The sequence below is a fragment of the Streptomyces xanthophaeus genome, assembly GCF_000725805.1.
Classification (GTDB): domain Bacteria; phylum Actinomycetota; class Actinomycetes; order Streptomycetales; family Streptomycetaceae; genus Streptomyces; species Streptomyces xanthophaeus.
Genome location: NZ_JOFT01000010.1, coordinates 37,084 through 58,101, shown reverse-complemented (window position 1 = coordinate 58,101; position 21,018 = coordinate 37,084). Strand labels below are relative to the sequence as shown.

Below are 21,018 nucleotides of genomic sequence, written 5' to 3'. Positions count from 1 at the left end.
GCGGTGCACTCCGAGGCCACCTTCGATTCAGCACCGGCAGGACCGCCGGTAGACAGGGAAGGACCCATGCGACAGGTACTGAGCCGACAGGTACTGGGCAAGGGGATGCTCACGGCGGCGGCCGCGTCGAGTCTGCTGTCCATCGCGACCGGCGCTGCCTACGCCTACCCCGGAGCGAGCGCAGAGGCCGCGCATTCACCGGGCGTGCTGTCCGGCAACAGCGTCTCGGTACCCGTCACCTTCGCCCCGAACGTGTGCGGCAACAGCGTGGACGCCGGCGCGGCCCTGAACCCCGCCATGGGGAACACCTGCGCCACCACCACCGGCTCCGACAGCCACGCCGGCCACCAGGAGTACGCGCGCTACCTCAGCCCCGAGAACGCGCAGGCGCTGGAGCGCTACCTCGACGAGCGCGAGGCACGGCACGCCCTGCCGCAGCAGCGCCGGGAGGAGCCGCGCCACGAGGACGCCCGCCCGTACCAGCCCCGCCACGCGGCCCCGCGCCACGAGGAACAGCGGCACGAGGAACAGCGCCACGAAGGGCCGCGCCCCGAGGACGGCTACGGCGACTCCGGCGAGGAGCAGGGCGAGGAGGAGTGCGACGACCACCCCACGCCCCCGGCGCACCACGCGCCTCCGGCCCCGCCGCGTCCCCAGCCGGAGCCGGAGGCCGAGCACCCCGCGCCCCTGCCCGCGCCGGAGCCCGCACCCGAGCCGCTCCCGGTCCCGCTGCCCGCGCCGGAGCCCGTCCAGGAGGCCCCGGCCCCGCTGCCCGCGCCGGAGCCCGCTCCGGAACCCGTCCCGCAGCCGCTCCCGGCCCCCGCCCCGGTCGAGGAGGCTCCGGTCACCCTCCCGGCGCCGGCCCCGGTGGAGGAGCCCGGCCCGCGGCCGCCGCACGGCAGCCAGCCCGTGGAGCAGCCCGCCCCGGCACCCCTGCCCGCGCCCGCCCCCGTTCCGGCTCCGGAGGCCGTACGGCCCGCGGACCAGCCCCCGGCCGCCCCCGGCGGGGACGTCCCCGTGCACCTGCCGCCGGCCCCGGCCCCCGTACCGGCCCCGGCGGCCCCCGCACCGGAGCCCGCCCCCGCGGAGGCACCGGCACCGGCGCACGTGAGCGCACCGGTGCTGGCCGAGACCGGCGCGGGTCAGCCCGCGGCCGCAGCGGCCCTCGCCTCGGCCCTGATCCTGGGCGGCGCCATTCTGTACCGGCGTTCCCGGATCTCCTGACCGGCAATACGGGTAATCAGAAGAAATATCGGCCGGAGAATCCTTTGTCGGATTCTCCGGCCGCTGTCATGTACCCGCGCGATCGCGTTTCCGTATCGGCCGGTGGTCGTTACCCAAGGCGAAAGCGGCGCGACGGTCGCCGCTGACGCCTCTGCCCACGAAAAGAAGAGGATTTCGATAATGAAGCTCTCGAAGGTCGCCGCTGTCCTGGCCGGCTCGGTCGCCGCCCTCGGCGCCTCCGCCCCCGCCTTCGCCTCCGACGCACAGGCCGTGCCGATGAGCCTGACCAGCGGGGTGACGTCCGTGACGGAGGCCGTGAACCCCGTCTCCGAGGGCTCTCCGCAGATCATCGGCAACGCGCTGGCCGAGCAGGGTGCCGGAGTCGAGAAGGTCCTGGGCACGGTCCAGAAGGTCAACGAGGTCCGCAACTCCGTACCGAGCACCCTGCTCGGGCTGGCGAACGGCGCCACCCAGTCGCAGCCGGAGCTGCTCGGCGGGGTGCACCTCAACGGCGGCGGCCGCTGAGCGGCTCCGGACACGACTGTGGGCGCCACCGGCGAGGCCGGGGCGCCCACAGTCGTTGGTGCGCTGACGTCAGTCGTTGACGCAGACGTTGCCGAACGCGGGGTTCAGCGCGCCGATGACGTTGACGGAGTTGCCGCAGACGTTCACCGGGATGTGGACCGGGACCTGGCCCAGGTTGCCCGAGAGGACACCGGGGGAACCCACGGCCGCGCCCTCGGCCGACGAGTCGGCGACGGCGGAGCCGGCGGCACCGGCCGCAGCGAGACCAGCGGTGGCCAGGACCAGGGCGGCCTTCTTGGCAGAGTTCATGGGAAGTGCACCTTCTGTTCGATGTTCTGCCCCGATTCGGGGCGCACACCGAGCGAAACGGTCCGCCTTCCCAGACGACACGGTTCCGCACACGATCAGACCTGTTCAGCTCAATAGTCGTAACCACTGTGCGGTTCCCGACCGTTAGGGGAGGCCGCCGGTCCCGGCCGGGAGGCCGGGAAGGTCGGAGAGCCCCGGCAGGTCGGCGAGGTCCGGGATCTCGGGGATGTCGGGGATCTCCGGGACCAGCTCCACCGGCGCCGCCGGATCCGGCAGCGCGGGCGGTTCGAGCGGCGGGAGCGCGGGCAGCTCGACGCCCGGGATCTGGGGGAGGACCACTCCCGGGATCTCCGGCAGCTTGATCTCGGGGAGCGTGATCTCCGGGATCTTGATGTCGGGCAGGGTGACGCCGGCGGGCAGCAGGGCCTTGATGGCGTCGAGGATGCCCTTCACGAGGTCGTCGACGGGGCCGGCGGCAGCCCGCGGAGCCACCGCGCGGTCCCCGTCGTCGAGGGCGCTCGCCGGGGCGGCCGCGCCGAAGAATATGGCGGCGGCGAGGGCCGAGGGGACGAGGATGCGGGCGCGGGACGGCTTCGTGCGGTGCATGGGTGTTCCTTCTCGTGTCGCACGGAAGCGGAACTAAACGATCCGCTTTCTCACCCACCGTGCGAACACCTCTCACGGAGCGCAACCGGAGCGCGTGCGCTGCGGGCTGCGTACGGGCTTCGCGCAGGCGTCCGGAGGCCTCTCACCCGGGCCGGGGAAAAGCGCCGCGCGCACGGGCCGTTTGAGTGAAGGAGCGGAACCAACCCCCTGGCAGGGCAGTTGACCAGGGCGCTCCATCAGCGGGCACTCGTGCGACACGAAGGATCAAGATGTTCAAGAAGTTCATGACCGCCGCCGCCGTCTCCGCCATTGCGGTCGGCGCGGGCGCTGCTGCTGCTGCCCCGGCCATGGCCATCGGCAACGACAACGGGATCAACACCGTCAACGGCAACGGCGCCCAGCAGATCTACGGCAACCAGAAGACCCACGGCGACCAGAGCCCCCAGCTCGGCCTCGTCCAGGGCACCCTGAACAAGCCCTGCATCGGCCTGCCGGCCAAGGTCAACGTCCAGTCCGTGGCGGCACTCATCGCCAACATCGGCGTCCAGGACATCAACGTCCTGTCGAACCCGCAGAACCAGCAGTGCGCCGAGAACTCCACCCAGGCCAAGGGTGACGAGCCGCTCTCGCACATCCTCAGCAACATCCCGGTCCTCTCGGGCAACGCCTCCGTCGGCAGCTGATCTCCGCTCCCGAGTCCTGACGAACGGCTCGGGCCCCTGAAAAGGCCCGTGGAGCGAAGTGACGAGGGCCCCGGCAGCCTCCAGCTGCCGGGGCCCTCGCGCGTGCCCGTGCGCCCGCGGCTCTCAGGAGGTCCAGAAGTCCCACCACCGGGTCAGGATCAGCATCCCGATCACCCCGGTGTGCAGCACGGGCGGGACCCAGGCGAACTCGGCGAAGAACTCCCGCAGCGGACCCGGTGCGGGCAGGACGCCCGCACGGACGTTGTGCGCGGTGACCGCCCAGAACATCAGCAGGGTCGCGACCCAGGCGAGGCAGCACCACAGGCACAGCGCGTTGATCTCGTAGAGCGACTGGACCATCAGCCAGGTGCAGAATCCGACGCCGAAGAGCGTGCCCCCCTGAAGGCCCAGCCAGAACCAGCCACGGTAGCGCGCGCCCGCCAGCACGCCCGCGCCGACGCACACCACGACGGCGTACGCGGCCAGACCCAGCATGGGGTTGGGGAAGCCGAAGGCCGCCGCCTGCTCGCTCTGCATCACGCTGCCGCAGGAGACGACGGGGTTCAGACTGCAGGCGGGCTTGAAGTCCGGGTCCTCCAGCAGGAGGAACTTGTCGAGGGTGATCACCCAGGAGGCCAGCAGCCCGGCGGCCCCGGTGAGGACCAGCAGCCAGGCCAACCCCCGTGAAGCGGGGCGCTGTTCGCCCTCATGTCTGCTGCCGGGCCGCCCCTGTTGGCGGGGGACGCCCACTGTATTCGTTGCCATGCCGCCCATACTCCCGCGCTCCCCCACAGAGGGGGCCGAACCGTGCGCATCCCTGCCCAAGTTGACCTGAAGGGGTGGCGGGAACCCCCGTTGCTTCCCGGACGTTTTACCGAACCCCGGACGTGATGTCAGAACCAGGGGCTACGTTGTGCTCCCGCGAAGTAACAAGCTGCGACGGCCTGGAGACCCACCTTGAGCGATCCGTACGAGACAACCGAGGCCCACCTCGATCGACTCCTGGGCCGCGCCCTCAACTCCTTCGACCTGCCGGACCGGTTGGTCGAGCGCCTCGCCACGGCGCTCGCCCACAGCTCTTCGCTCCACACCACCCACCACAGCCCGGCGACGGGACTGTGGCGCGAGACCCACCAGCACACCTACCTGCTGTCCGACGGCGGTTCGGTGTCGCTGTGGGAGCTGTCCTACCGCCAGGAGGGGGACCGGACCGTGCGGCACGAGGTCTTCGTGAGCAAGGCCGAGACCTGCCTGGCCGTGGCCCGGCTGTTCGGCGAGGTCCCGGCCGAATCCGTCCTGGACCCGGCGCCGCTCCCCGGCGACGAGGAGCTCGACGACGACGCGGCGGCGCTCAGCGCGCTGTTCATGCCCCCGGCCCCGGCGCAGCGGCGCCGGGAGTACGCGGTGGAGCAGTCCGCCGATCACGCCCGCCGGGTGCTGCGCCGCGCGGAGAACGAGGACCGGCCGGGCGAGCGGACCGCGGAGCTGCTCCGGTCGGCGTACGCGCACCAGATCACCCAGGCCTTCGGCGGGCGGCAGTCCCTGACGGACGGGCGCAACGCGGGCTTCAGCCTGTACGAGCACGCCTTCGTCCTGCTGGACGGGGCGGAGGTCAGCCTGTGGGAGGTCGAGCACACGGCCACGCCGGACGGGCGGCACATGTGCGAGGTCTACGAGAGCGAGGCCGCCGCACGGGAGGCCATGGAACTGCGCGCGCGGGTGCGCTGATCCCCCGGGCTCACGAACGGTCCAACGGTGCGCCCTCGTAGGAGATATGGGCGGGGGCGTTATCGATTGCTCGCCGACGACCTGGCAGTCGTTGCGGCGCCGCCTGAGGGACGGAGCACGAGGTCCAGGGGTAGGTCTTCGGTGACGCGGACCTCGTCGGGGCGCAGTTGGGCGGGGGTCGGCATGGAGCTGCCGGGGAGCTGGACCGCGGCGGCTCCGTGGGCCAGGGCCGAGGCGAGGGCCTGGGGGCCGGAGCCTCCCGCGATCAGGAAGCCGGCCAGGGCCGCGTCGCCCGCGCCGACGTCGCTGCGGACCGCTCGCGCGGGCGCGGTGCCGTAGAAGGTGCCCTCGGCGCAGACCAGCAGCTGGCCGTCCGCGCCGAGGGAGGCCAGTACGGCGCCCGCGCCCAGCGAGCAGAGTTCTTCCGCGGCCTTCACCGCGTCGGCCAGGGTGTCCAGGGGGCGGCCCACGGCTTCGGCGAGCTCCGTCGCGTTGGGCTTGACCACCTCCGGCCCCTCGGTCAGCGCGGCCAGCAGTGCGGGGCCGGAGGTGTCCAGGGCCACGCGGGCTCCGGCTTCGTGGGCGCGGGCGACCAGGTCGGCGTACCAGCGCGGGTCGAGGCCGGGGGGCAGGCTGCCGCAGCAGGCGATCCAGTCGGGGTGGCCGGCGCAGGTGCGGACCGTGTCGAGCAGGAGGGCCGACTCCTGCGGCGAGATCTCGGGGCCGGGTGCGTTGATCTTGGTGAGGGTGCCGTCCGGTTCCACGAGCGCGACGTTCGAGCGGGTCCGGCCGGAGATCGAGACCGCCGTGACGTCCACGCCCTGGGCGCCGAGGAGTTCGGCGAGCAGGGTGCCCGCCGCGCCGCCCAGCGGCAGGAGCGCCGTCGTACGGACGCCCGCGGCGGCCACCGCGCGGGAGACGTTGACGCCCTTGCCCCCGGGGTCGAGCCGGTCGGCCCCTGCGCGCACGACCTGGCCGCGGTCCAGCGAGGGGACCTCGTAGGTCCGGTCGAGGGAGGGGTTGGGGGTGACGGTGAGGATCATACGAGCACGACTTCCGTACCGGCGGCCTCGATCGCCGCCTTGTGAGCGGGGGCGAGCCCCGTGTCGGTGATGAGCAGGTCGACCTCCGTGAAGGAGGCGAAGCAGGCGAAGTGTTCCTGTCCGTCCTTCGCGGAGTCGGCGAGCAGGACGACCCGGCGGGCCGCTGCGATCGCGGCCCGTTTGACGGCCGCTTCCGCGAGGTCGGGGGTGGTCAGGCCGCGCCCGGCGGCGAAGCCGTTCGTCGCGAGGAAGAGGACGTCGGCGCGGATCTCGGCGTAGGCCCGCAGGGCCCAGGCGTCGACGGCGGCGCGGGTGCGGTGGCGGACGCGGCCGCCGACCAGGTGGAGGTCGATGCCGGTGTGGCCGGCCAGCCGGGCGGCGACGGGCAGCGCGTGGGTGACCACGGTGAGGGCGGTGTCGAGGGGGATCGCCGCCGCGAGGCGGGCCACGGTGCTGCCCGCGTCGAGGACGACGCTGCCGCCGTCGGGGAGTTCGGCCAGGGCGGCGGCCGCGATGCGGCCCTTCTCGTCGGCGGCGGTGGCCTCGCGCTCGGTGAGGTCGGGCTCGAAGTCCAGACGGCCGGCCGGTATGGCCCCGCCGTGCACCCGGCGGACCAGCCCGGCCCGGTCGAGCGCGGTGAGGTCGCGGCGCACGGTCTCGGCCGTGACCTGGAAGCGGCCGGCGAGGGAGAGCACATCGACCCGGCCCGCCTCGCGGGCCAGGCGCAGGATCTCCTGCTGGCGCTCCGGTGCGTACATGGGGTCAGGTCCGCTCACTCGGTCAGGGGATCGGGATGCCCGAATCTGTGGGTTGTTCCCTACGGTACGCCGCTTCCATCCTAAAACAAAACAAACGGGCATGTCCGCCAACAAAAGCGGACATGCCCGTGAAGAGGTGACGATCCGGAGCTAGCCGGCCGGGACCTTCTCGGGGGCGAGGCCGGGGGCCTCCGTGCCGCCTTCCCGCTGCTCGGCGGGGATCTGGCGGCGCGGCAGCATGAACATCACCGCGAAGATCACGACGAGTACGGCCACGCACCACCACAGCGCGCCGCGGAAGGCCTCTACATAGGGCGCCCCGAAGTCCATGTCGTTCTCGATCAGCCCGAAGAAGACCACGGAGGTGAGGCCGAGACCCAGGGCGTTGCCCATCTGGCCGGTGGTGTTGATCAGGCCGGAGGCGGAGCCGGCGTGCTCGCGCGGCACCTCGGAGAGCACGGTGTCGGTGAGCGGGGCCACGATCAGGCCCATGCCGATCCCCATGACCACCAGGGGGAGGGCCATCTGCCAGGAGGCGATCCCCATGCCGTAGTGCTGCGACTCCCAGATGTAGATGAGCAGACCGGCGGCCATGGTCAGGGCGCCCGCCTGGAGCACCTTGCGGCCGAAGCGCGGGACGAGCTTCTGGACCGAGATGCCCGCGGCGGCCGAGACGGCGATGGAGAACGGGATGCCGGTGGTGCCCGCGCGCAGGGGGCTCCAGCCGAGGCCCATCTGCATGTACAGCGTCCAGACCAGGAAGAAGATGCCGGTCGCGATGCCGAAGGTCAGCTGGACGGCGATGCCGCCCGCGAAGCTCTTGACCTTGAAGAGGGAGAGCTCCACGAGCGGGGAGCCGTCCTTCTTGATCTTGTACTTCTCGTACACGATGAAGGCGGCGAAGACGAACGGCGCCGCGCCCATGCACAGGAAGCCCCACAGCGGCCAGTCGTTCTCGCGGCCCTGGGTGAGCGGGAAGATCAGCATGACCAGGGCGAGGGTGGCGAGGACGACGCCGACCAGGTCCAGGCGCAGGGCCTGCGGGGCCTTGGACTCGGTGATGAACTTGCGGCCCAGGATCACGCCCGCGATGCCGACCGGCAGGTTGATCAGGAAGATCGGGCGCCATTCCAGGCCGAAGAGGTTCCACTCGGTGAGCAGGGCGCCGAGCATCGGGCCGGAGACCGCACCGAGGCCCACGATCGCGCCGAACATGCCGAACACCTTGCCGCGCTCGTGCGGCGGGAAGGTCACGTGGATGATCGCCAGCACCTGCGGGACCATCATGGCCGCCATGGCGCCCTGGAGGAGGCGGGCGGCGACGAGCATGCCCGGGTTGGCGGCGATGCCGCAGAGCAGGGAGGCCGCGGTGAATCCGGCGATGCCGACCAGGAAGAGGCGCTTGCGGCCGTAGATGTCACCGAGACGGCCGCCGGTGATCAGACCGGCGGCGAACGCGAGGGCGTAGCCGGCGGTGATCCACTGGATCGCGCTCGTCGATGCGCCGAGGTTCTCGCGCATGCTGGGTATCGCTATGTTGACGATCGTGACGTCGACCAGGTCCATGAAGGCCGCGGTCATCACGATGGCGAGCGCCAGCCAGCGGCGGCGGTCGGCGGTCGAGCTGCTGCTCGTTACGTCGTCGAGTGGGGCGTTCCGCTCTTCTCGTACGGGCCCGTTCTCTCTTTCGGGCGATGTCTTGGACGTCTCGGTGCTCATGGAGAGAAACCTAGACGTCATCTAGGTCGGTCCGTGTCCTATTTCGCTGGCAACCTTGAACTCATGACCGACACCCCGGCACGGCTCCTCTCCCTGCTGTCGCTCCTCCAGACGCCCCGCGAATGGCCGGGGAGCGAGCTGGCGGGACGGCTGGGGGTCAGCGCCCGCACCATCCGGCGCGACATCGACCGGCTCCGGGAGTACGGGTACCCGGTGGAGGCGACGCTGGGCGCGGAGGGCGGGTACCGGCTGGTGGCGGGGGCCGCGATGCCGCCGCTGCTGCTCGACGACGAGGAGGCGGTGGCGATCGCCGTGGGCCTGCGGGCCGGTGCCGGGCATGCGATCGAGGGGGTCGAGGAGGCTTCCGTGCGGGCACTGGCGAAGCTGGAGCAAGTGCTGCCCGCGCGGCTGCGACGCCGGGTGAGCGCGCTCCAGTCGGCCACGGTGGCGCTGAGCCGAGGGGACGGGGCGAGCGTGGATCCGCGGACGCTGACGACGATGGCCGCGGCGGTGGCGGGGCCGGAGCGGCTGCGGTTCGCCTACCGGGCGCGGGACGGGGCCGGCACGAAGCGGCTGGTGGAACCGTACCGGCTGGTCAGCACGGGGAGCCGGTGGTACCTGATGGCCTACGACCTGGAGCGGGAGGACTGGCGCACCTTCCGGGTGGACCGGGTGAGCGAGCCCTTCGCCACGGGTGCCCGGTTCGCCCCGCGGCCGCTGCCGATGGATGCGCAGGCCTTCGTCCGCAAGGGACTGCGGGGCGGCGACACCTACCCGGTGGACGTCACCTTCGCGGCGGGGGCGGCGGAACTGCCGCAGTGGCTGCGGGAGGAGGGCCACGAGCTGACGGAGGCCGGGGGCGGGGTCCGGGTCCGGTTCGAGAGCGGGGAGCCGCCGCAGTGGCTGGCGGTCCGGCTGGCCCTGACCGGGCCCGCCTTCACCGTCCACTCCCCCGAGGCCCTGTCGCAGGCGGCGGCCGCCCTCGGCGCCCGGCTCTCGGCGGCGCCGGGCACCCCGTGACACGGGGGAGCCCCGGCGCCTGGGGGGGATAGGCACCGGGGCTCGTACAGGGGCGGGGCCGGTCAGGCCACCGCGTCGAAGCCCGTGTCGCGGGCCATGCGCTTGAGCTCCAGCAGGGCGTGCTTCTCGATCTGGCGGATCCGCTCGCGGGTCAGGCCGTGCTGCTTGCCGACCTCCGTGAGGGTCCGCTCGCGGCCGTCGTCGATGCCGTAGCGCATCTTGATGATCGACGCCGTGCGCTGGTCGAGCTTGCCCAGCAGGTCCTCCAGCTCCTCGCTGCGCAGCAGCGACAGGACGGACTGCTCGGGGGAGATCGCGGAGGTGTCCTCCAGGAGGTCACCGAACTGCGTGTCGCCGTCGTCGTCCACCGACATGTTGAGGCTGACCGGGTCGCGCGCCCAGTCCAGGACGTCACCCACGCGCTTCTCGGTCGAATCCAGCTCGGCGGCGATCTCCGCGTGCTCCGGGTCCCGGCCGTTCATGCGGTTGAACTCGCGCTGGACGCGGCGGATCCGGCCGAGCTCCTCCACCAGGTGGACGGGGAGGCGGATGGTGCGGGACTGGTCGGCGATGGAACGGGTGATGGCCTGGCGGATCCACCACGTGGCGTACGTGGAGAACTTGAAGCCCTTCGCGTAGTCGAACTTCTCGACGGCGCGGACCAGGCCGGCATTGCCCTCCTGGATCAGGTCGAGGAGCGGCAGGCCGCTGCGCGGGTAGCGGCGGGCGACGGCCACGACGAGGCGGAGGTTGGAGCGGATGAAGACTTCCTTGGCCCGCTCGCCTTCGGCGGCCAGGGCCTCCAGCTCCTCGCGCGCGGGAGCCGGCGTCTCGCCATCGCGCGCTATGACGCCGTCGAGGATCTGCTGGGCGTAGACGCCCGCCTCGATGATCTGGGAGAGCTCCACTTCCTTGGCGGCGTCGAGCAGCGGGGTGCGCGCGATCTCGTCCAGGTACATGCCGACCAGGTCGCGGTCTGCGATCTCCCCGCCCACAGCGCGGGCGCTGCTCGTGGACTGACGACGGGCGACGGCGCGGGTTGCCATGCGTGCTCCCTTGCGATGAGTTCGGTCGCGGTGCGGCTGCGGGACGGCCACCGTGGCGGGTGGTGCGTCCTCGGACACTCTCCCGAGTGCCCGCTTCCGAAGGAAACAACGACTGGAATCGGGACAGAATTCCCACGTTGGCCCCTCTTTTCCGAGATCTTGCAGTATCCTGCCCCACCGCGAGCCGGGTCAGGATGCCGCAGGAACCCGAAGAGGTGCAGGTCAGGGCTGGGACCGGACGCCGTCCGGCCGCTCAGCCCGGACGCCGGGCCACTCCCCTCGGTGAGACCGCCGTCACATGTGACATCGCGATCTTCACCTGGTGCGACGCCCGCCCTCGGCTGCACTCCCACCCTGAAGACGGCCCCCGCCGGCTTCTGGTTGCCTGGACTGGCGATCGAATGACCGGATACCCGACAAACCGGCCATTGAATCCGAAATCCCGCTCCGCCCGCCCGCCGGAATCAGCCGAACTGCACGGAGCGCTTCGACAGGCCCATCCAGAAGCCGTCCACCGCGTCGCGCCGGTCCCCGAGGTCCCCGCACGCCTCGGCCGCGCCGAGGGTGACGAAGAGCGGGGCGAAGTGCTCCGTGCGCGGGTGGGCCAGACGCCCCGAGGGGGACTTCGTCTCGAAGTCGAGCAGGGAGTCCAGGTCCCCGGCCGCCAGTGCCTCGTGACCCCAGGCGTCGAACTCCGCCGACCAGGCGGGCACGCCCGCGTGCCGCAGCGCGGCCAGGTTGTGGGTGAAGAAGCCGCTGCCGACGATCAGGACCCCCTCGTCGCGCAGGGGCGCCAGCTTGCGGCCGACGTCCATCAGGCGGCGCGGGTCCAGGGTCGGCAGGGATATCTGGAGGACCGGCACGTCGGCCCCGGGGTACATCTCGACCAGCGGGACGTACGCGCCGTGGTCCAGGCCCCGGTCGGGGACGTCCTGGACCGGGGTGCCGGGGGCCTTCAGCAGCGACCGTACCGAGGCGGCGAGCCGCGGGGCGCCGGGCGCCCCGTAGCGCACCCGGTAGTAGTGCTCGGGGAATCCCCAGAAGTCGTGGACGAGCGGGACCGTCTCGGTGGCGCCCAGGGCGAGCGGGGCCTCCTCCCAGTGGGCGGAGACCATCAGGATCGCGGTGGGACGGGGCAGGGAAGCCGACCAGGCGGCCAGTTCGGCCGGCCACAGCGGGTCGTCGGCGAGCGGGGGCGCGCCGTGGCTGAGGTAGAGCGCCGGCATGCGGTCGGGGACGGCGGTCATGGGGCGCTCCTCGGTCGTGGGTGCGGAGCGGCCCTGACACGGACCGGCCCCGCCTCGTTCAAATTTGAACGAGGCGGGGCCGTCAGTCATTCCCGGGTACCGGGGCGGCCCGTCAGTGGGCGATCACCGGAACCTTGAATTCGGCCTCCTCCTCGGAGCCCTCGGCGAGCGGGCTGCCCGCACCCGGCTTGCCCGTGGTGATCAGGGTCAGGGCGATGACCGAGCTGGCGACCAGGATGCCGACCGCCCACCAGATCGCGGAGGCGTAGCCCTCGACCATGGCCTGGGCCTGGACGAGCTGCGCGGCAGCGCCGCCCGCGGCGGCCTCGGCCGCGTGGTCGGCGAGGTACGCGGTGGTCGCCGAGGCGGCGATGGTGTTCAGCAGCGCGGTGCCGATGGCGCCGCCGACCTGCTGGGAGGTGTTGACCATGGCGGAGGCGACTCCGGCGTCGGCCGGTTCCACCCCGTGCGTGGCCAGGGACATGGCCGGCATGAACGCCGTGCCCATGCCGAGGCCGAGCAGCAGCTGCGCGGGCAGGATCAGCGCCGGGTACGAGGACCCGACCTCGAGCTGGGTCAGCAGCAGCATGCCGGTGGCGGCGAGCAGGAAGCCCGGGCCCATCAGCAGGCGCGGCGGGACCCGGGTCATCAGCCGGGCGCCGATCTGGGTGGAGCCGGTGATCATGCCCACGATCATCGGGAGGAAGGCGAAGCCGGTCTTGACGGGCGAGAAGCCCTTCACGACCTGGAGGTAGTAGGTGAGGAAGAGGAACAGGCCGAACATCGAGATGACGGCCAGGCCGAGCGAGAGGTAGACACCGCCGCGGTTGCGCTCCAGCAGGACGCGCAGGGGCAGCAGCGGGGACTTCACCTTGGACTCGACGAAGACGAAGGCCGCCAGCAGCGCCGCCGAGGCGACGAACATGGCCACGGTCACGGAGTCCAGCCAGCCCGCCGACTCGGCGCGGGTGAACCCGTAGACCAGGGCGACGAGACCGAGCGTGGACAGGATCACGCCGGGGATGTCGAGCGGTGCGCGGTTGCGGGCGCCCGAGGGCTCGCGGATGACCAGCCAGGCACCCACGGCCGCGACGATCGCGAACGGGATGTTGACGAAGAAGGTCCAGCGCCAGTTGAGGTACTCGGTCAGGAAGCCGCCGAGGATCAGGCCGACGGCGCCGCCGCCGCCGGCGATCGCGCCGTAGATGCCGAACGCCTTGGCGCGCTCCTTGGCGTCGGTGAACATGACCGCGAGCAGCGACAGGGCCGCCGGTGCGAGCAGGGCGCCGAATGCACCCTGGAGGGCGCGGGCGCCCAGCATCATGGCCTCGCCGCTCGCGGCGCCGCCGAGCGCGGAGGCCAGGGCGAAGCCGATGAGTCCGACGACGAAGGCGTTCTTGCGGCCCCACTTGTCGGCGATGCGGCCGCCGAAGAGGAGCAGTCCGCCGAAGGCCAGCGCGTACGCGGTGATGACCCACTGGCGGTTGCCGTCCGAGATGCCCAGATCGGTCTGGGCGGAGGGGAGGGCGATGTTCACGATGGTGGCGTCGAGGACGACCATCAGCTGCGCCAGGGCTATGAAGACGAGCGCCTTCCAGCGGCTGGGATCGGCAGCCGACAAGGGTGTCGCGGCTGTTTTGGACATGGGGGTACCCACTTCACTGTGCGGAATGACTGAAGAACCGGGAAAAGATGCGTAAGTCGCCTGGCCGGGTCACGTGGTTCTGCACCTCAGCCCGTCGAGGGTGGCGGCCGAACCGGGCAGCACGGAACGGGCCGGGGCCCGCAATCCGTCCAGGAACAGCTGGAGATGGCGGTGGACGAAGCGGTCGGCATCGGGGCACGCGGTGCCCGGGAGGGGCCGGCTGAGCTGGGACAGCGCGAGCAACAGGTCACCGGCGCCGATGTCCGGGCGGATCACTCCCGCTTCCTGCCCGGTCGCCACCACGGACTCGATGACCGCTCCCAAGGAGCGCTGCGCCTCGGCGAGTTCGGGGTGGTCGCGGTCGAAGCCGTCGCCGAGCATCGGGCACAGGGCACCGATGCGCTCGTCCGCCGCGGTGTGCGTGAAGCGGCACAGCGCGGCGAAGGCGTCGGGCTCCTCGGCGAGAGCCGCCTCGGCCGTGGCCGTGACCCGGCCCATGACGAAGAGCACCACGTGATGGACGAGGGCGGTGCGGTCGGGGAAGTGCCGGTAGAGGGTCGCGTTGCCGATTCCGGCCCGGCGGGCGACCTCGTCGAAGGGGGCGCCGGGGCCGAACTCGACGAAGACGTCCCGGGCCGCCACCAGGATGCGCTCGCGGTTGCGGACGGCGTCCGCCCGCGGGCGCGGCACGCGGTCCGGTCCCAGGTCCACGGGATGCGCCGGGGCCGCCGCGGCGGTGCTGGTCGAGCTCTTCATTCCCGGGCCTCCCTGGTGATCCGTACGGGCCCGCTCAAACGGGGAACCGGTCCCCACTTCGCGGGACTCACGTACAAACGGGGATCGGCTCCCCGGTTATTTCACTCCTCCGTGTGAGCTGGGCCACAAGGGCGGCGGGCGCCGGTCATCGTTTGGCCTCTCCCGACGCGCGGGCGCGCCGCCGCCGTCGGAGGGTGGGCGGACAGAGCGCAGACCGGGCCCGGCCGGCTGCCGCGGACTCGAGGGCGAATCTCCATGCCGCAGACCCGCCACCGGATACGCAAGTCCCGCCGCACCAGCGCGTACATCGGCATCACCGCGCTGGCCCTCGGCGTCACGGCGACCGCGAGCACGGGGATAGCGAGCCGTGGCAACTCGGCGGCCGGGCCCGTGGCCACGACCGTCGAATCGGCCCTCGCGCCCTGCCGGATCGCCGGCACGATGGGCGTGCAGATGTCCGAGGGACTGCCGACCCCGCCCGGGTACTCCCGTTCGACCGGCGAGGTCCGGGCACTGAACCTGATGATCGACTTCCCCGACGCCAAGGGCGAGGGCACGGCCCTGGACCGGATGGCGGAGTTCTTCCCCCAGACCTCCGACTGGTTCCGGACCAGCTCCTACGGCCGGCTCAGCTACCGCCCCGAGGCGCCGATAAAGACCTGGCTGCGGATGCCCATGCCCTTCGCGGCGTACGGCATCGAGCGCGGGTCCCCGTACGAGCCCGGCTACCGGCAGCTCGTCGAGCACATCGCGAAGGCCGCCGATCCCGAGGTGGACTTCAGCCGGTACGACCTGATCAACATCCTGGTCACGCCGAACGCCGGACCGTCCGCCCTGGACACCGTCCTGTCGGTGACCTTCTCGGGCAACAGCGAGGCACCCGTCGCCGACGGGGTCCCCCTCGCCAACACGTCCTTCGTCTACAGCCGCCAGGACGACGGGTCGGGCACCTACCGGCAGACCGGCTACCGGGTGCTCCCCCACGAGAACGGGCACGTCTTCGGCCTGCCTGACCTGTACACCTCCGACGGCGGGGGCACCGTCGGGCACTGGGACATCATGAGCGAGGACTGGGGTGCCAACAACGACCTGCTGGGCTGGCACAAGTGGAAGCTGGGCTGGCTGGACAGTACGCAGATCAGCTGCGCGGCGAAGTCGGGCACCAGCGACCACGTCCTGTCACCGCTGGCGGTGGGCGGCGGCACGAAGCTGGCCTTCGTACCGCTGTCGGAGAGCGCCGGCTACGCGGTGGAGGTGCGCACCCAGGCCGGGAACGACGAGTCCGTCTGCAAGCCCGGCGTCCTCATCTACAAGGTGGACTCCGACGTGGACACCGGGCAGGGTCCGGTGACCGTGTCGGACAGTGCGGACGGGAGCGGCGGCTGCACCCGGCGGCCCAATGTCCACGCGGAGCTCTCGGACGCGCCGTTCCGGCCGGGCGAGACCTTCACCGACGAGAAGGCGGGCATCAGCGTCTCGGTGGTGGGCGAGCTGCGCAACGGCAGCTTCCAGGTCCGGATCATCCGCCCCTGACGGCTGCGGGCCCGGGCGCGGGCCGGGGCCGGGCGCGGGCCCGTACCCCGCCCGCCCGGAGGTCAGCCGCGGGTGACGCCGTTCGCCACGGCCAGGGACTCGGCGAGGGCGCGCCACGCCTCGGCGGCGACCTCGACGTTCCCGGACTCGCGCGCCTCCTTGGCGATGCGTTCCATGGCGCCCTGCGCCGCGGCCCGGTCCCCGGCGACGATGGCCATCTGGTTGCGCAGGATCTCCAGCGCGACCTGGTCGCGCCTGCCCATGCCCTCGGGCCGCTCCCCGAGGCGGTCGCTGAGGGCCCGGGCGTCGTCGAAACGGCCTTCGTGGAAGGCGAGCTGGCACTGCAGGAGCAGGACCTCCAGCTGGTGCAGGGGCATCCCGACCAGCGTCGCGGCCGAGGCGGCCTCGTCCAGGCACCGCCGGGCCCCGGCGGTGTCCCGCGGGTCCATCTGCAGGTACATCGACGCGGCGGCGAGCCTCAGCCGCATCCACAGCACCGGGTCCTCGTTGCTGGGCATGCTCCGCAGCGCCTGCTGGAGCAGTTCCGCGGTGCCCGCGCGGTCGCCCTGGCGCACGGCCACACCGGCGGCGGTCCACAGCACCTCCACCTGGAGGCGCGTGGAGATCATGTCGGCGAGGGGGCCTTCGGCGCCCTCGGAGAGGGAACGGGTCAGCTGGTCGGCGCGCCTGCGCGCGTCGGCCAGCTGACCCGTTTCCGCATCGATCGAGATGAGGGTGAGCGTCGCCTCGACGACGTCACGGAACGACAGTTTGTACTCCGTCGCCAGTTCGAGGCCGCGGCCCGCGGCGACGCGGGCGTCGGCCAGTTCGCCGGAGCCGCGCAGCTTGCGGGCGAGCCGTACCTGCGAGCGCGCCTGGATGTCGGGCAGGTCGATCTCGTCGCTGAGCGCGACGAGGTCGCGCAGCGCCCGCAGCTCGTCGTCCGCGCGCCCTTGCACCTGGTAGCAGCGGGCGAGCAGCCACAGCACCTGCCAGCGCAGGACGACGTCGCCCTCGCTGTCACGCCGCAGGGCGTCCTCCAGGATCACGGCCGTCTGCGGTGAGTCACCGACGGTGGCGACGGTGGCGAGCGCCTGGGCCAGCGGGCTGCTGACGGGGGCGAGGAACTCCGACGGGGAGACCCCGAGCCGGTCGCACAGCAGGGACAGCACCCGTTCCGTCGGGGGGCGGGCCCCCGATTCCAGCCTGGAGAGGTAGGCGGCCGAGATGTCGGTGCCCACGAGCTCGGCCTGCGACAGACCTCGGGCGACCCTCAGTTCACGCAGCCGACGACCGAACATCGGCTGTTCCGGGATGCGACGCACACGACCTGGCATACGTACCAGGCTGCCCTTCATTCGACAGACTTGTCAATTCGACGTTAAAACTTGCCATACATTGCATTTGCCTTGTCCAGACCAAGTGCCCCATCAGGCCCGGTCCGGGGGAATCAGGGCCAGCCGATCTCGTTCAGGGTGCCCGCCACGACGGAAACGGAGCCCTTGTCCCCACTGATGGACGGGGCCCAGTCGGCACCCGTCCCGAGGGCGACGGCCAGGAACATTCCCACCAGAACAGGTACGAATTTGACGAACAGCTTCACAGTTCTCTCCCCTTGGATCTTCTCGCGCCACCGCCGTGATCTCGGCCGCTTCCCGCCCCGTGGCATGTCGACACTCAACCACGCAGGCACTTCGATTGACAAGGTCTTGGCAAGTAATTGACAAGCTTCGGCAAGTCTCTCTAGGGTCTGGAGCGCAACCAACCGGAGGACCGGAGGAGCGGGACATGCAGATCAACATCGCCGGTGCGCCGCAGATCCGCCACGCGATCCAGAGCGCACGCTCCGAGGTGCTCCTCGCCCTTCCGGCCAACTGTTCCTTCGACGGCCAGGTCGACGTCGCGGCGGCACAGCGGCTGACCGCCGGCTCCGGGGTGAGCGTGCGGGTGTACGTCCCCTCGACGGCCCGCGGTACGAGCGCACTGCCGGAGCACCGGCTCGCCGCCCTCGCCAAGGAGGGCATGCAGATCCACTCGACGCCGGACACCACCCCGCGCATGGCCATCGTCGACCGCTCCGTCGTCGTCCTCGCCCGCAACCAGGAGGACTACAGCCACGGGGCCCTCATCGGCCGCGAACTGATCGTCACCCAGATGCTGGTCCGTTCCCTGACGGCGCCCGCACCGGCCGCACAGGACCCCGCACCGGCGCCCGACGCGGACTTCCACCCGCTCTCCCGCGAGGTGCTGCGCCAACTGGCACTCGGCACCACCGACGAGACGGCCGCCCGCCAGATCGGCATGGCCCTGCGCACCTACCGGCGGGTGGTGTCCCGGCTGATGGACTCCCTCGACGCGCGCAGCCGCTTCCAGGCCGGCTACCTCGCCGCGCAGCGCGACCTGCTCCTGTGACCCGGCACGTACGCGGCGCCCGCGCCCTCGCCGCCCGTGCCCGCGCCCGTGGCCGTGCCCTCGTGCGCGTCCTGGTCCGTGCCCTCGTGCGCGCCCTCGCCCCGGCTCAGTAGGCCGGGACCGGCTCCGGGGACGGGCCGCGGGCACCGCGGGCCCTGGCCCGGGCCGCGCCGACCTTCCCGTTGGTGGTCGTCGTCAGGCTGATGACCGTAGCGGCCGCCAGGAACACCGCGCCGATCAGGTACGGGGCCCGCAGCCCGGCCGTGACGGCCAGCCAGCCGCCGAGGAGCGCCCCCAGCGGCGCGGCGGCCACGGCCAGCAGGCGGCTCGCCGCCGTGACCCGGTCCGCCAGCGCGGCCGGCACGGCGCACTCGCGCACCGCGGCGGCCGGCACCATCGCCGCACCGATCGCGGCCGCGCGCAGCGCCAGGGCGGCGCCCGCCGCCGCCGGGTGCGCGGAGAGGCCGAGGCCCACCTGGGCCAGGGTGAGCAGGGCCGCCGTCAGGGCCAGTGCGCCGCCGGGGCCGATCCGCTCGGTGATCCAGGCCGACAGCACGCCGCCGAGGAGGCCGCCGGCCGCCTCGACCGCGAGCAGGACGCCGAACCCCACCGGCCCCAGGCCGAGTTCCTCCTGGGCGAAGAGCACGAGGACCGCCGTACCGGCGGCGAGGGCGAGGTTGCCGAGCGCGGGCCGCAGCGCCAGGCCCAGCAGCAGCGGATCGCGCACGAGGTACGCGGCGCCCTCCCGGGCCTCCCGCAGCCCCGGCCCCCTGGGCGTGCGGGCCCGGGGCGGACCCGGCGGCAGCGAGCGGACCAGCAGCGCGCCGCACAGCAGCGCCAGGGCGTCGGCGACCAGCGGCAGCGCCCGCCCCAGGGTGAACAGGGCCGCACCGGCCGGGAGTCCGGCGAGGCCGTGGGTGACGTCGCCGGCCCCGCGCAGCCGCATCTCGGCCCGCCGCGTCAGCTGCGCGTCCCCGCCGAGGAGCTCGGGCAGCCAGGCCGAGAGCGTGGTGCGGGACAGGATCTGCCCGGCGCCGAGCAGGAACGCCAGCCCGGCCAGGAGCGGGATGCCGATCCGCCCCGTCGCGGCGCAGCCGGCCGCCGCGAGCAACAGGGCGGCGCGCGCCGCGTCCGTCACCCACAGGGTGCGGCGGTGGTCCCGGCGGCCGACGAGGGCGTCGCCGAAGAGGCCGAACAGCAGCCAGGGCAGGAAGGCGGCGGCCGTGACGAGGGAGAGCAGGAACGGGTCGCGGGTCAGCCCGACGGCCAGCAGCGGCAGGGCGCTCAGGCAGAGGCCGTCACCGAAGGACGACACGCCCGAGGCGGCCCACACCCGCCGCAGCGGAAGGGGCACGGGCACGGGGGGCTTGCTGGTCACGCTGGACTCCCTTCCGCTTCCCCTCGGGGAGGCTCAGCGTCCTTCGATGCGGATGATGCCGGTCACGCCGTGGACCCGGGCCGATGCGCGCAGGGCGGCCACCGCCGCGGACAGGGCGGCGTCCGTGGACGGGTGCGTGGACATGGCCAGCCGGCAGCCGCCGTCGCGGCGTTCCTGGTGGAAGTGCTCGACGGACACGCCGTGTTCGCCGAGGACTCCGGCCACCTCGGCGAGGACTCCCGGGCCGTCCTCCACGTCGACGGCGAGGTGATAGCGGGTGACGACGTCCGCCATGGGGCTCACGGCCAGCCGGGCGTACGCGGCGGCCCCGGGCCCGGTGACGCCCGCCAGCTTGTTGCGGCAGACCGCGACGAGGTCGCCGAGGACCGAACTGGCGGTGGGCGCACCGCCCGCGCCGGCGCCGTAGAACATCAGCCGGCCCGCGGCGTCGGCCTCGACGAAGACGGCGTTGTACGCGCCGCGCACGGCGGCCAGCGGGTGGTCGAGCGGGATCATCGCCGGGTGGACGCGGACGGAGACGGAGGCGCCGTCGGCGCCGCGGTCGCAGATGGCGAGGAGTTTGACCACGCAGCCCATGGCTTTGGCGGCGGCGATGTCGGCCGCGGTGACGGCGGTGATGCCCTCGCGGTGCACGTCGTCCAGGCACACGCGGGTGTTGAAGGCGATCCCGGCGAGGATCGCGGCCTTGGCCGCGGCGTCGTGGCCCTCGACGTCGGCGGTGGGATCGGCCTCCGCGTAGCCGAGGGCGGTCGCCTCCTTGAGCGCCTGGGGGTAGTCGGCTCCGGCGGAGTCCATCTTGTCGAGGACGAAGTTGGTGGTGCCGTTGACGATGCCGAGGACCCGGTTGACGCGGTCCCCGGCCAGGGACTCGCGCAGCGGCCGCAGCAGCGGGATGGCGCCCGCGACGGCGGCCTCGTAGTACAGGTCGACGCCGTGCGAGGCAGCGGCGGCGTGCAGGTGCTCGCCCTCGGCGGCGATCAGCGCCTTGTTGGCGCTGACCACGGAGGCCCCGTGCCCGAAGGCGGTGGTGATCAGGTCGCGGGCGCGGTCGGTGCCGCCGATGACCTCGACGACCACGTCGACGTCCGGCCGCGTGACCAGGGCGTCCGCGTCGGTGGTGAGCAGGTGCTCGGGGATGCCGGGGCGGGGCAGATCGGCCCGGCGCACGGCGATCCCGGCGAGTTCGACCGGGGCGCCGATGCGTGCCTCGAGGTCGGCCGCGTGGGTCGCCATGTACCGGGCGACGTCGCTGCCCACCACTCCGCACCCCAGCAGCGCTACCTTCAGTGTCCGCATTGTCCGACTCTCCGTTCCCATGGCCATGTGTGTGCGTGTTCCGAGGGGTTCCGGACGGGCGGGGGCGGG

General features: G+C 72.5%; 21 protein-coding genes. 7 read left to right on the top strand and 14 right to left on the bottom strand.

Translation table 11 applies throughout. The features are described 5' to 3' along the window. The first annotated feature begins 66 nt into the window (after window positions 1–66). Both IO30_RS47520 and IO30_RS0102615 read left to right on the top strand, forming a co-directional pair. Window positions 67–1,224 (top strand): chaplin, encoded by a 1,158-nt coding sequence (locus tag IO30_RS47520; RefSeq protein ID WP_031138813.1) that lies wholly within the window; start codon window positions 67–69, stop codon window positions 1,222–1,224. Between the two features lie 180 nt (window positions 1,225–1,404). Then, complete coding sequence (locus IO30_RS0102615) at window positions 1,405–1,749, top strand: hypothetical protein (RefSeq protein WP_031138811.1); 345 nt, start codon at window positions 1,405–1,407, stop codon at window positions 1,747–1,749. 69 nt (window positions 1,750–1,818) lie between these two features. On the opposite strand, the gene IO30_RS0102610 is transcribed toward IO30_RS0102615, so the two are convergent. Then, window positions 1,819–2,058: a chaplin gene (locus IO30_RS0102610; protein ID WP_031138809.1), complete on the bottom strand. Its 240-nt coding sequence runs from the start codon at window positions 2,056–2,058 to the stop codon at window positions 1,819–1,821. Between the two features lie 144 nt (window positions 2,059–2,202). Beyond that, window positions 2,203–2,664 carry a hypothetical protein gene (locus tag IO30_RS0102605; RefSeq protein ID WP_031138807.1) on the bottom strand — a complete coding sequence of 154 codons (462 nt, stop codon included), beginning with the start codon at window positions 2,662–2,664 and terminating at the stop codon, window positions 2,203–2,205. Window positions 2,665–2,933: 269 nt separating this feature from the next. Between IO30_RS0102605 and IO30_RS0102600 the strand changes: the two genes are divergently transcribed. Further along, window positions 2,934–3,347 carry a rodlin gene (locus tag IO30_RS0102600; RefSeq protein ID WP_031138805.1) on the top strand — a complete coding sequence of 138 codons (414 nt, stop codon included), beginning with the start codon at window positions 2,934–2,936 and terminating at the stop codon, window positions 3,345–3,347. A gap of 123 nt (window positions 3,348–3,470) precedes the next feature. Here IO30_RS0102600 and IO30_RS0102595 read toward each other — a convergent pair whose 3' ends face one another. Beyond that, window positions 3,471–4,112, bottom strand: a complete 642-nt coding sequence (locus IO30_RS0102595; protein WP_031138804.1) for a vitamin K epoxide reductase family protein — start codon at window positions 4,110–4,112, stop codon at window positions 3,471–3,473. Window positions 4,113–4,304: 192 nt separating this feature from the next. On the opposite strand from IO30_RS0102595, the gene IO30_RS0102590 reads away from it, so the two are divergent. Next, the gene (locus tag IO30_RS0102590) at window positions 4,305–5,075 is read left to right on the top strand and encodes a DUF6227 family protein (RefSeq protein ID WP_031138802.1); all 771 of its coding nucleotides are present in this window, start codon (window positions 4,305–4,307) and stop codon (window positions 5,073–5,075) included. Window positions 5,076–5,134: 59 nt separating this feature from the next. Here the strand turns inward: IO30_RS0102590 and pfkB are convergent, their stop codons facing one another. The 3 genes from pfkB to IO30_RS0102575 all read right to left on the bottom strand — a co-directional run bounded on the left by pfkB (window position 5,135) and on the right by IO30_RS0102575 (window position 8,595). Then, window positions 5,135–6,118 carry a 1-phosphofructokinase gene (gene pfkB, locus IO30_RS0102585; protein ID WP_037892878.1) on the bottom strand — a complete coding sequence of 328 codons (984 nt, stop codon included), beginning with the start codon at window positions 6,116–6,118 and terminating at the stop codon, window positions 5,135–5,137. Next, window positions 6,115–6,876 (bottom strand): DeoR/GlpR family DNA-binding transcription regulator, encoded by a 762-nt coding sequence (locus tag IO30_RS0102580; RefSeq protein WP_031138798.1) that lies wholly within the window; start codon window positions 6,874–6,876, stop codon window positions 6,115–6,117. Before IO30_RS0102580 ends, pfkB begins: the two co-directional genes overlap by 4 nt. 150 nt (window positions 6,877–7,026) lie before the next feature. Continuing rightward, window positions 7,027–8,595, bottom strand: a complete 1,569-nt coding sequence (locus tag IO30_RS0102575; protein ID WP_051901806.1) for an MFS transporter — start codon at window positions 8,593–8,595, stop codon at window positions 7,027–7,029. A gap of 63 nt (window positions 8,596–8,658) precedes the next feature. Between IO30_RS0102575 and IO30_RS0102570 the strand changes: the two genes are divergently transcribed. Then, window positions 8,659–9,615, top strand: coding sequence for a helix-turn-helix transcriptional regulator (locus tag IO30_RS0102570; protein WP_031138794.1), 957 nt, complete (start codon window positions 8,659–8,661; stop codon window positions 9,613–9,615). Window positions 9,616–9,677: 62 nt separating this feature from the next. On the opposite strand, the gene IO30_RS0102565 is transcribed toward IO30_RS0102570, so the two are convergent. The 4 genes from IO30_RS0102565 to IO30_RS0102550 all read right to left on the bottom strand — a co-directional run bounded on the left by IO30_RS0102565 (window position 9,678) and on the right by IO30_RS0102550 (window position 14,309). Then, window positions 9,678–10,661 carry a sigma-70 family RNA polymerase sigma factor gene (locus tag IO30_RS0102565; protein WP_031138793.1) on the bottom strand — a complete coding sequence of 328 codons (984 nt, stop codon included), beginning with the start codon at window positions 10,659–10,661 and terminating at the stop codon, window positions 9,678–9,680. Between the two features lie 464 nt (window positions 10,662–11,125). Beyond that, entirely contained in the window at window positions 11,126–11,908 is a 783-nt protein-coding gene (locus IO30_RS0102560; RefSeq protein ID WP_031138791.1) for a dioxygenase family protein, read from the bottom strand. A gap of 112 nt (window positions 11,909–12,020) precedes the next feature. Further along, on the bottom strand, window positions 12,021–13,553 hold the full coding sequence (locus tag IO30_RS0102555) for an MFS transporter (RefSeq protein WP_031138789.1): 1,533 nt from the start codon (window positions 13,551–13,553) through the stop codon (window positions 12,021–12,023). Window positions 13,554–13,622: 69 nt separating this feature from the next. After that, complete coding sequence (locus tag IO30_RS0102550) at window positions 13,623–14,309, bottom strand: TetR/AcrR family transcriptional regulator (RefSeq protein ID WP_031138787.1); 687 nt, start codon at window positions 14,307–14,309, stop codon at window positions 13,623–13,625. A gap of 255 nt (window positions 14,310–14,564) precedes the next feature. Here IO30_RS0102550 and IO30_RS0102545 point away from each other — a divergent pair, with 255 nt between their 5' ends. Beyond that, entirely contained in the window at window positions 14,565–15,842 is a 1,278-nt protein-coding gene (locus tag IO30_RS0102545) for a M6 family metalloprotease domain-containing protein (RefSeq protein WP_031138785.1), read from the top strand. A gap of 62 nt (window positions 15,843–15,904) precedes the next feature. Here the strand turns inward: IO30_RS0102545 and IO30_RS0102540 are convergent, their stop codons facing one another. Both IO30_RS0102540 and IO30_RS45150 read right to left on the bottom strand, forming a co-directional pair. Beyond that, complete coding sequence (locus tag IO30_RS0102540; protein WP_167347232.1) at window positions 15,905–17,167, bottom strand: helix-turn-helix domain-containing protein; 1,263 nt, start codon at window positions 17,165–17,167, stop codon at window positions 15,905–15,907. A 125-nt stretch (window positions 17,168–17,292) separates the two neighbouring features. Further along, the gene (locus IO30_RS45150; RefSeq protein WP_157853059.1) at window positions 17,293–17,445 is read right to left on the bottom strand and encodes a hypothetical protein; all 153 of its coding nucleotides are present in this window, start codon (window positions 17,443–17,445) and stop codon (window positions 17,293–17,295) included. 185 nt (window positions 17,446–17,630) lie between these two features. Here IO30_RS45150 and IO30_RS41625 point away from each other — a divergent pair, with 185 nt between their 5' ends. Then, window positions 17,631–18,254 carry a hypothetical protein gene (locus tag IO30_RS41625; RefSeq protein ID WP_031138781.1) on the top strand — a complete coding sequence of 208 codons (624 nt, stop codon included), beginning with the start codon at window positions 17,631–17,633 and terminating at the stop codon, window positions 18,252–18,254. 106 nt (window positions 18,255–18,360) lie between these two features. On the opposite strand, the gene IO30_RS0102525 is transcribed toward IO30_RS41625, so the two are convergent. Both IO30_RS0102525 and IO30_RS0102520 read right to left on the bottom strand, forming a co-directional pair. Then, window positions 18,361–19,632: an MFS transporter gene (locus tag IO30_RS0102525; RefSeq protein ID WP_234321773.1), complete on the bottom strand. Its 1,272-nt coding sequence runs from the start codon at window positions 19,630–19,632 to the stop codon at window positions 18,361–18,363. A gap of 33 nt (window positions 19,633–19,665) precedes the next feature. Continuing rightward, complete coding sequence (locus IO30_RS0102520) at window positions 19,666–20,949, bottom strand: homoserine dehydrogenase (protein ID WP_031138777.1); 1,284 nt, start codon at window positions 20,947–20,949, stop codon at window positions 19,666–19,668. Between the last annotated feature and the right edge of the window lie 69 nt (window positions 20,950–21,018).

Bases quoted from the DNA above. Each gene is read 5' to 3' on its own strand.
- IO30_RS47520 (WP_031138813.1), top strand. From the start codon at position 67: ATGCGACAGGTACTGAGCCGACAGGTACTGGGCAAGGGGATGCTCACG.
- IO30_RS0102615 (WP_031138811.1), top strand. From the start codon at position 1,405: ATGAAGCTCTCGAAGGTCGCCGCTGTCCTGGCCGGCTCGGTCGCCGCC.
- IO30_RS0102610 (WP_031138809.1), bottom strand. From the start codon at position 2,058: ATGAACTCTGCCAAGAAGGCCGCCCTGGTCCTGGCCACCGCTGGTCTC.
- IO30_RS0102605 (WP_031138807.1), bottom strand. From the start codon at position 2,664: ATGCACCGCACGAAGCCGTCCCGCGCCCGCATCCTCGTCCCCTCGGCC.
- IO30_RS0102600 (WP_031138805.1), top strand. From the start codon at position 2,934: ATGTTCAAGAAGTTCATGACCGCCGCCGCCGTCTCCGCCATTGCGGTC.
- IO30_RS0102595 (WP_031138804.1), bottom strand. From the start codon at position 4,112: ATGGCAACGAATACAGTGGGCGTCCCCCGCCAACAGGGGCGGCCCGGC.
- pfkB (WP_037892878.1), bottom strand. From the start codon at position 6,118: ATGATCCTCACCGTCACCCCCAACCCCTCCCTCGACCGGACCTACGAG.
- IO30_RS0102580 (WP_031138798.1), bottom strand. From the start codon at position 6,876: ATGTACGCACCGGAGCGCCAGCAGGAGATCCTGCGCCTGGCCCGCGAG.
- IO30_RS0102575 (WP_051901806.1), bottom strand. From the start codon at position 8,595: ATGAGCACCGAGACGTCCAAGACATCGCCCGAAAGAGAGAACGGGCCC.
- IO30_RS0102570 (WP_031138794.1), top strand. From the start codon at position 8,659: ATGACCGACACCCCGGCACGGCTCCTCTCCCTGCTGTCGCTCCTCCAG.
- IO30_RS0102565 (WP_031138793.1), bottom strand. From the start codon at position 10,661: ATGGCAACCCGCGCCGTCGCCCGTCGTCAGTCCACGAGCAGCGCCCGC.
- IO30_RS0102560 (WP_031138791.1), bottom strand. From the start codon at position 11,908: ATGACCGCCGTCCCCGACCGCATGCCGGCGCTCTACCTCAGCCACGGC.
- IO30_RS0102555 (WP_031138789.1), bottom strand. From the start codon at position 13,553: ATGTCCAAAACAGCCGCGACACCCTTGTCGGCTGCCGATCCCAGCCGC.
- IO30_RS0102550 (WP_031138787.1), bottom strand. From the start codon at position 14,309: ATGAAGAGCTCGACCAGCACCGCCGCGGCGGCCCCGGCGCATCCCGTG.
- IO30_RS0102545 (WP_031138785.1), top strand. From the start codon at position 14,565: ATGCCGCAGACCCGCCACCGGATACGCAAGTCCCGCCGCACCAGCGCG.
- IO30_RS41625 (WP_031138781.1), top strand. From the start codon at position 17,631: ATGCAGATCAACATCGCCGGTGCGCCGCAGATCCGCCACGCGATCCAG.
- IO30_RS0102520 (WP_031138777.1), bottom strand. From the start codon at position 20,949: ATGCGGACACTGAAGGTAGCGCTGCTGGGGTGCGGAGTGGTGGGCAGC.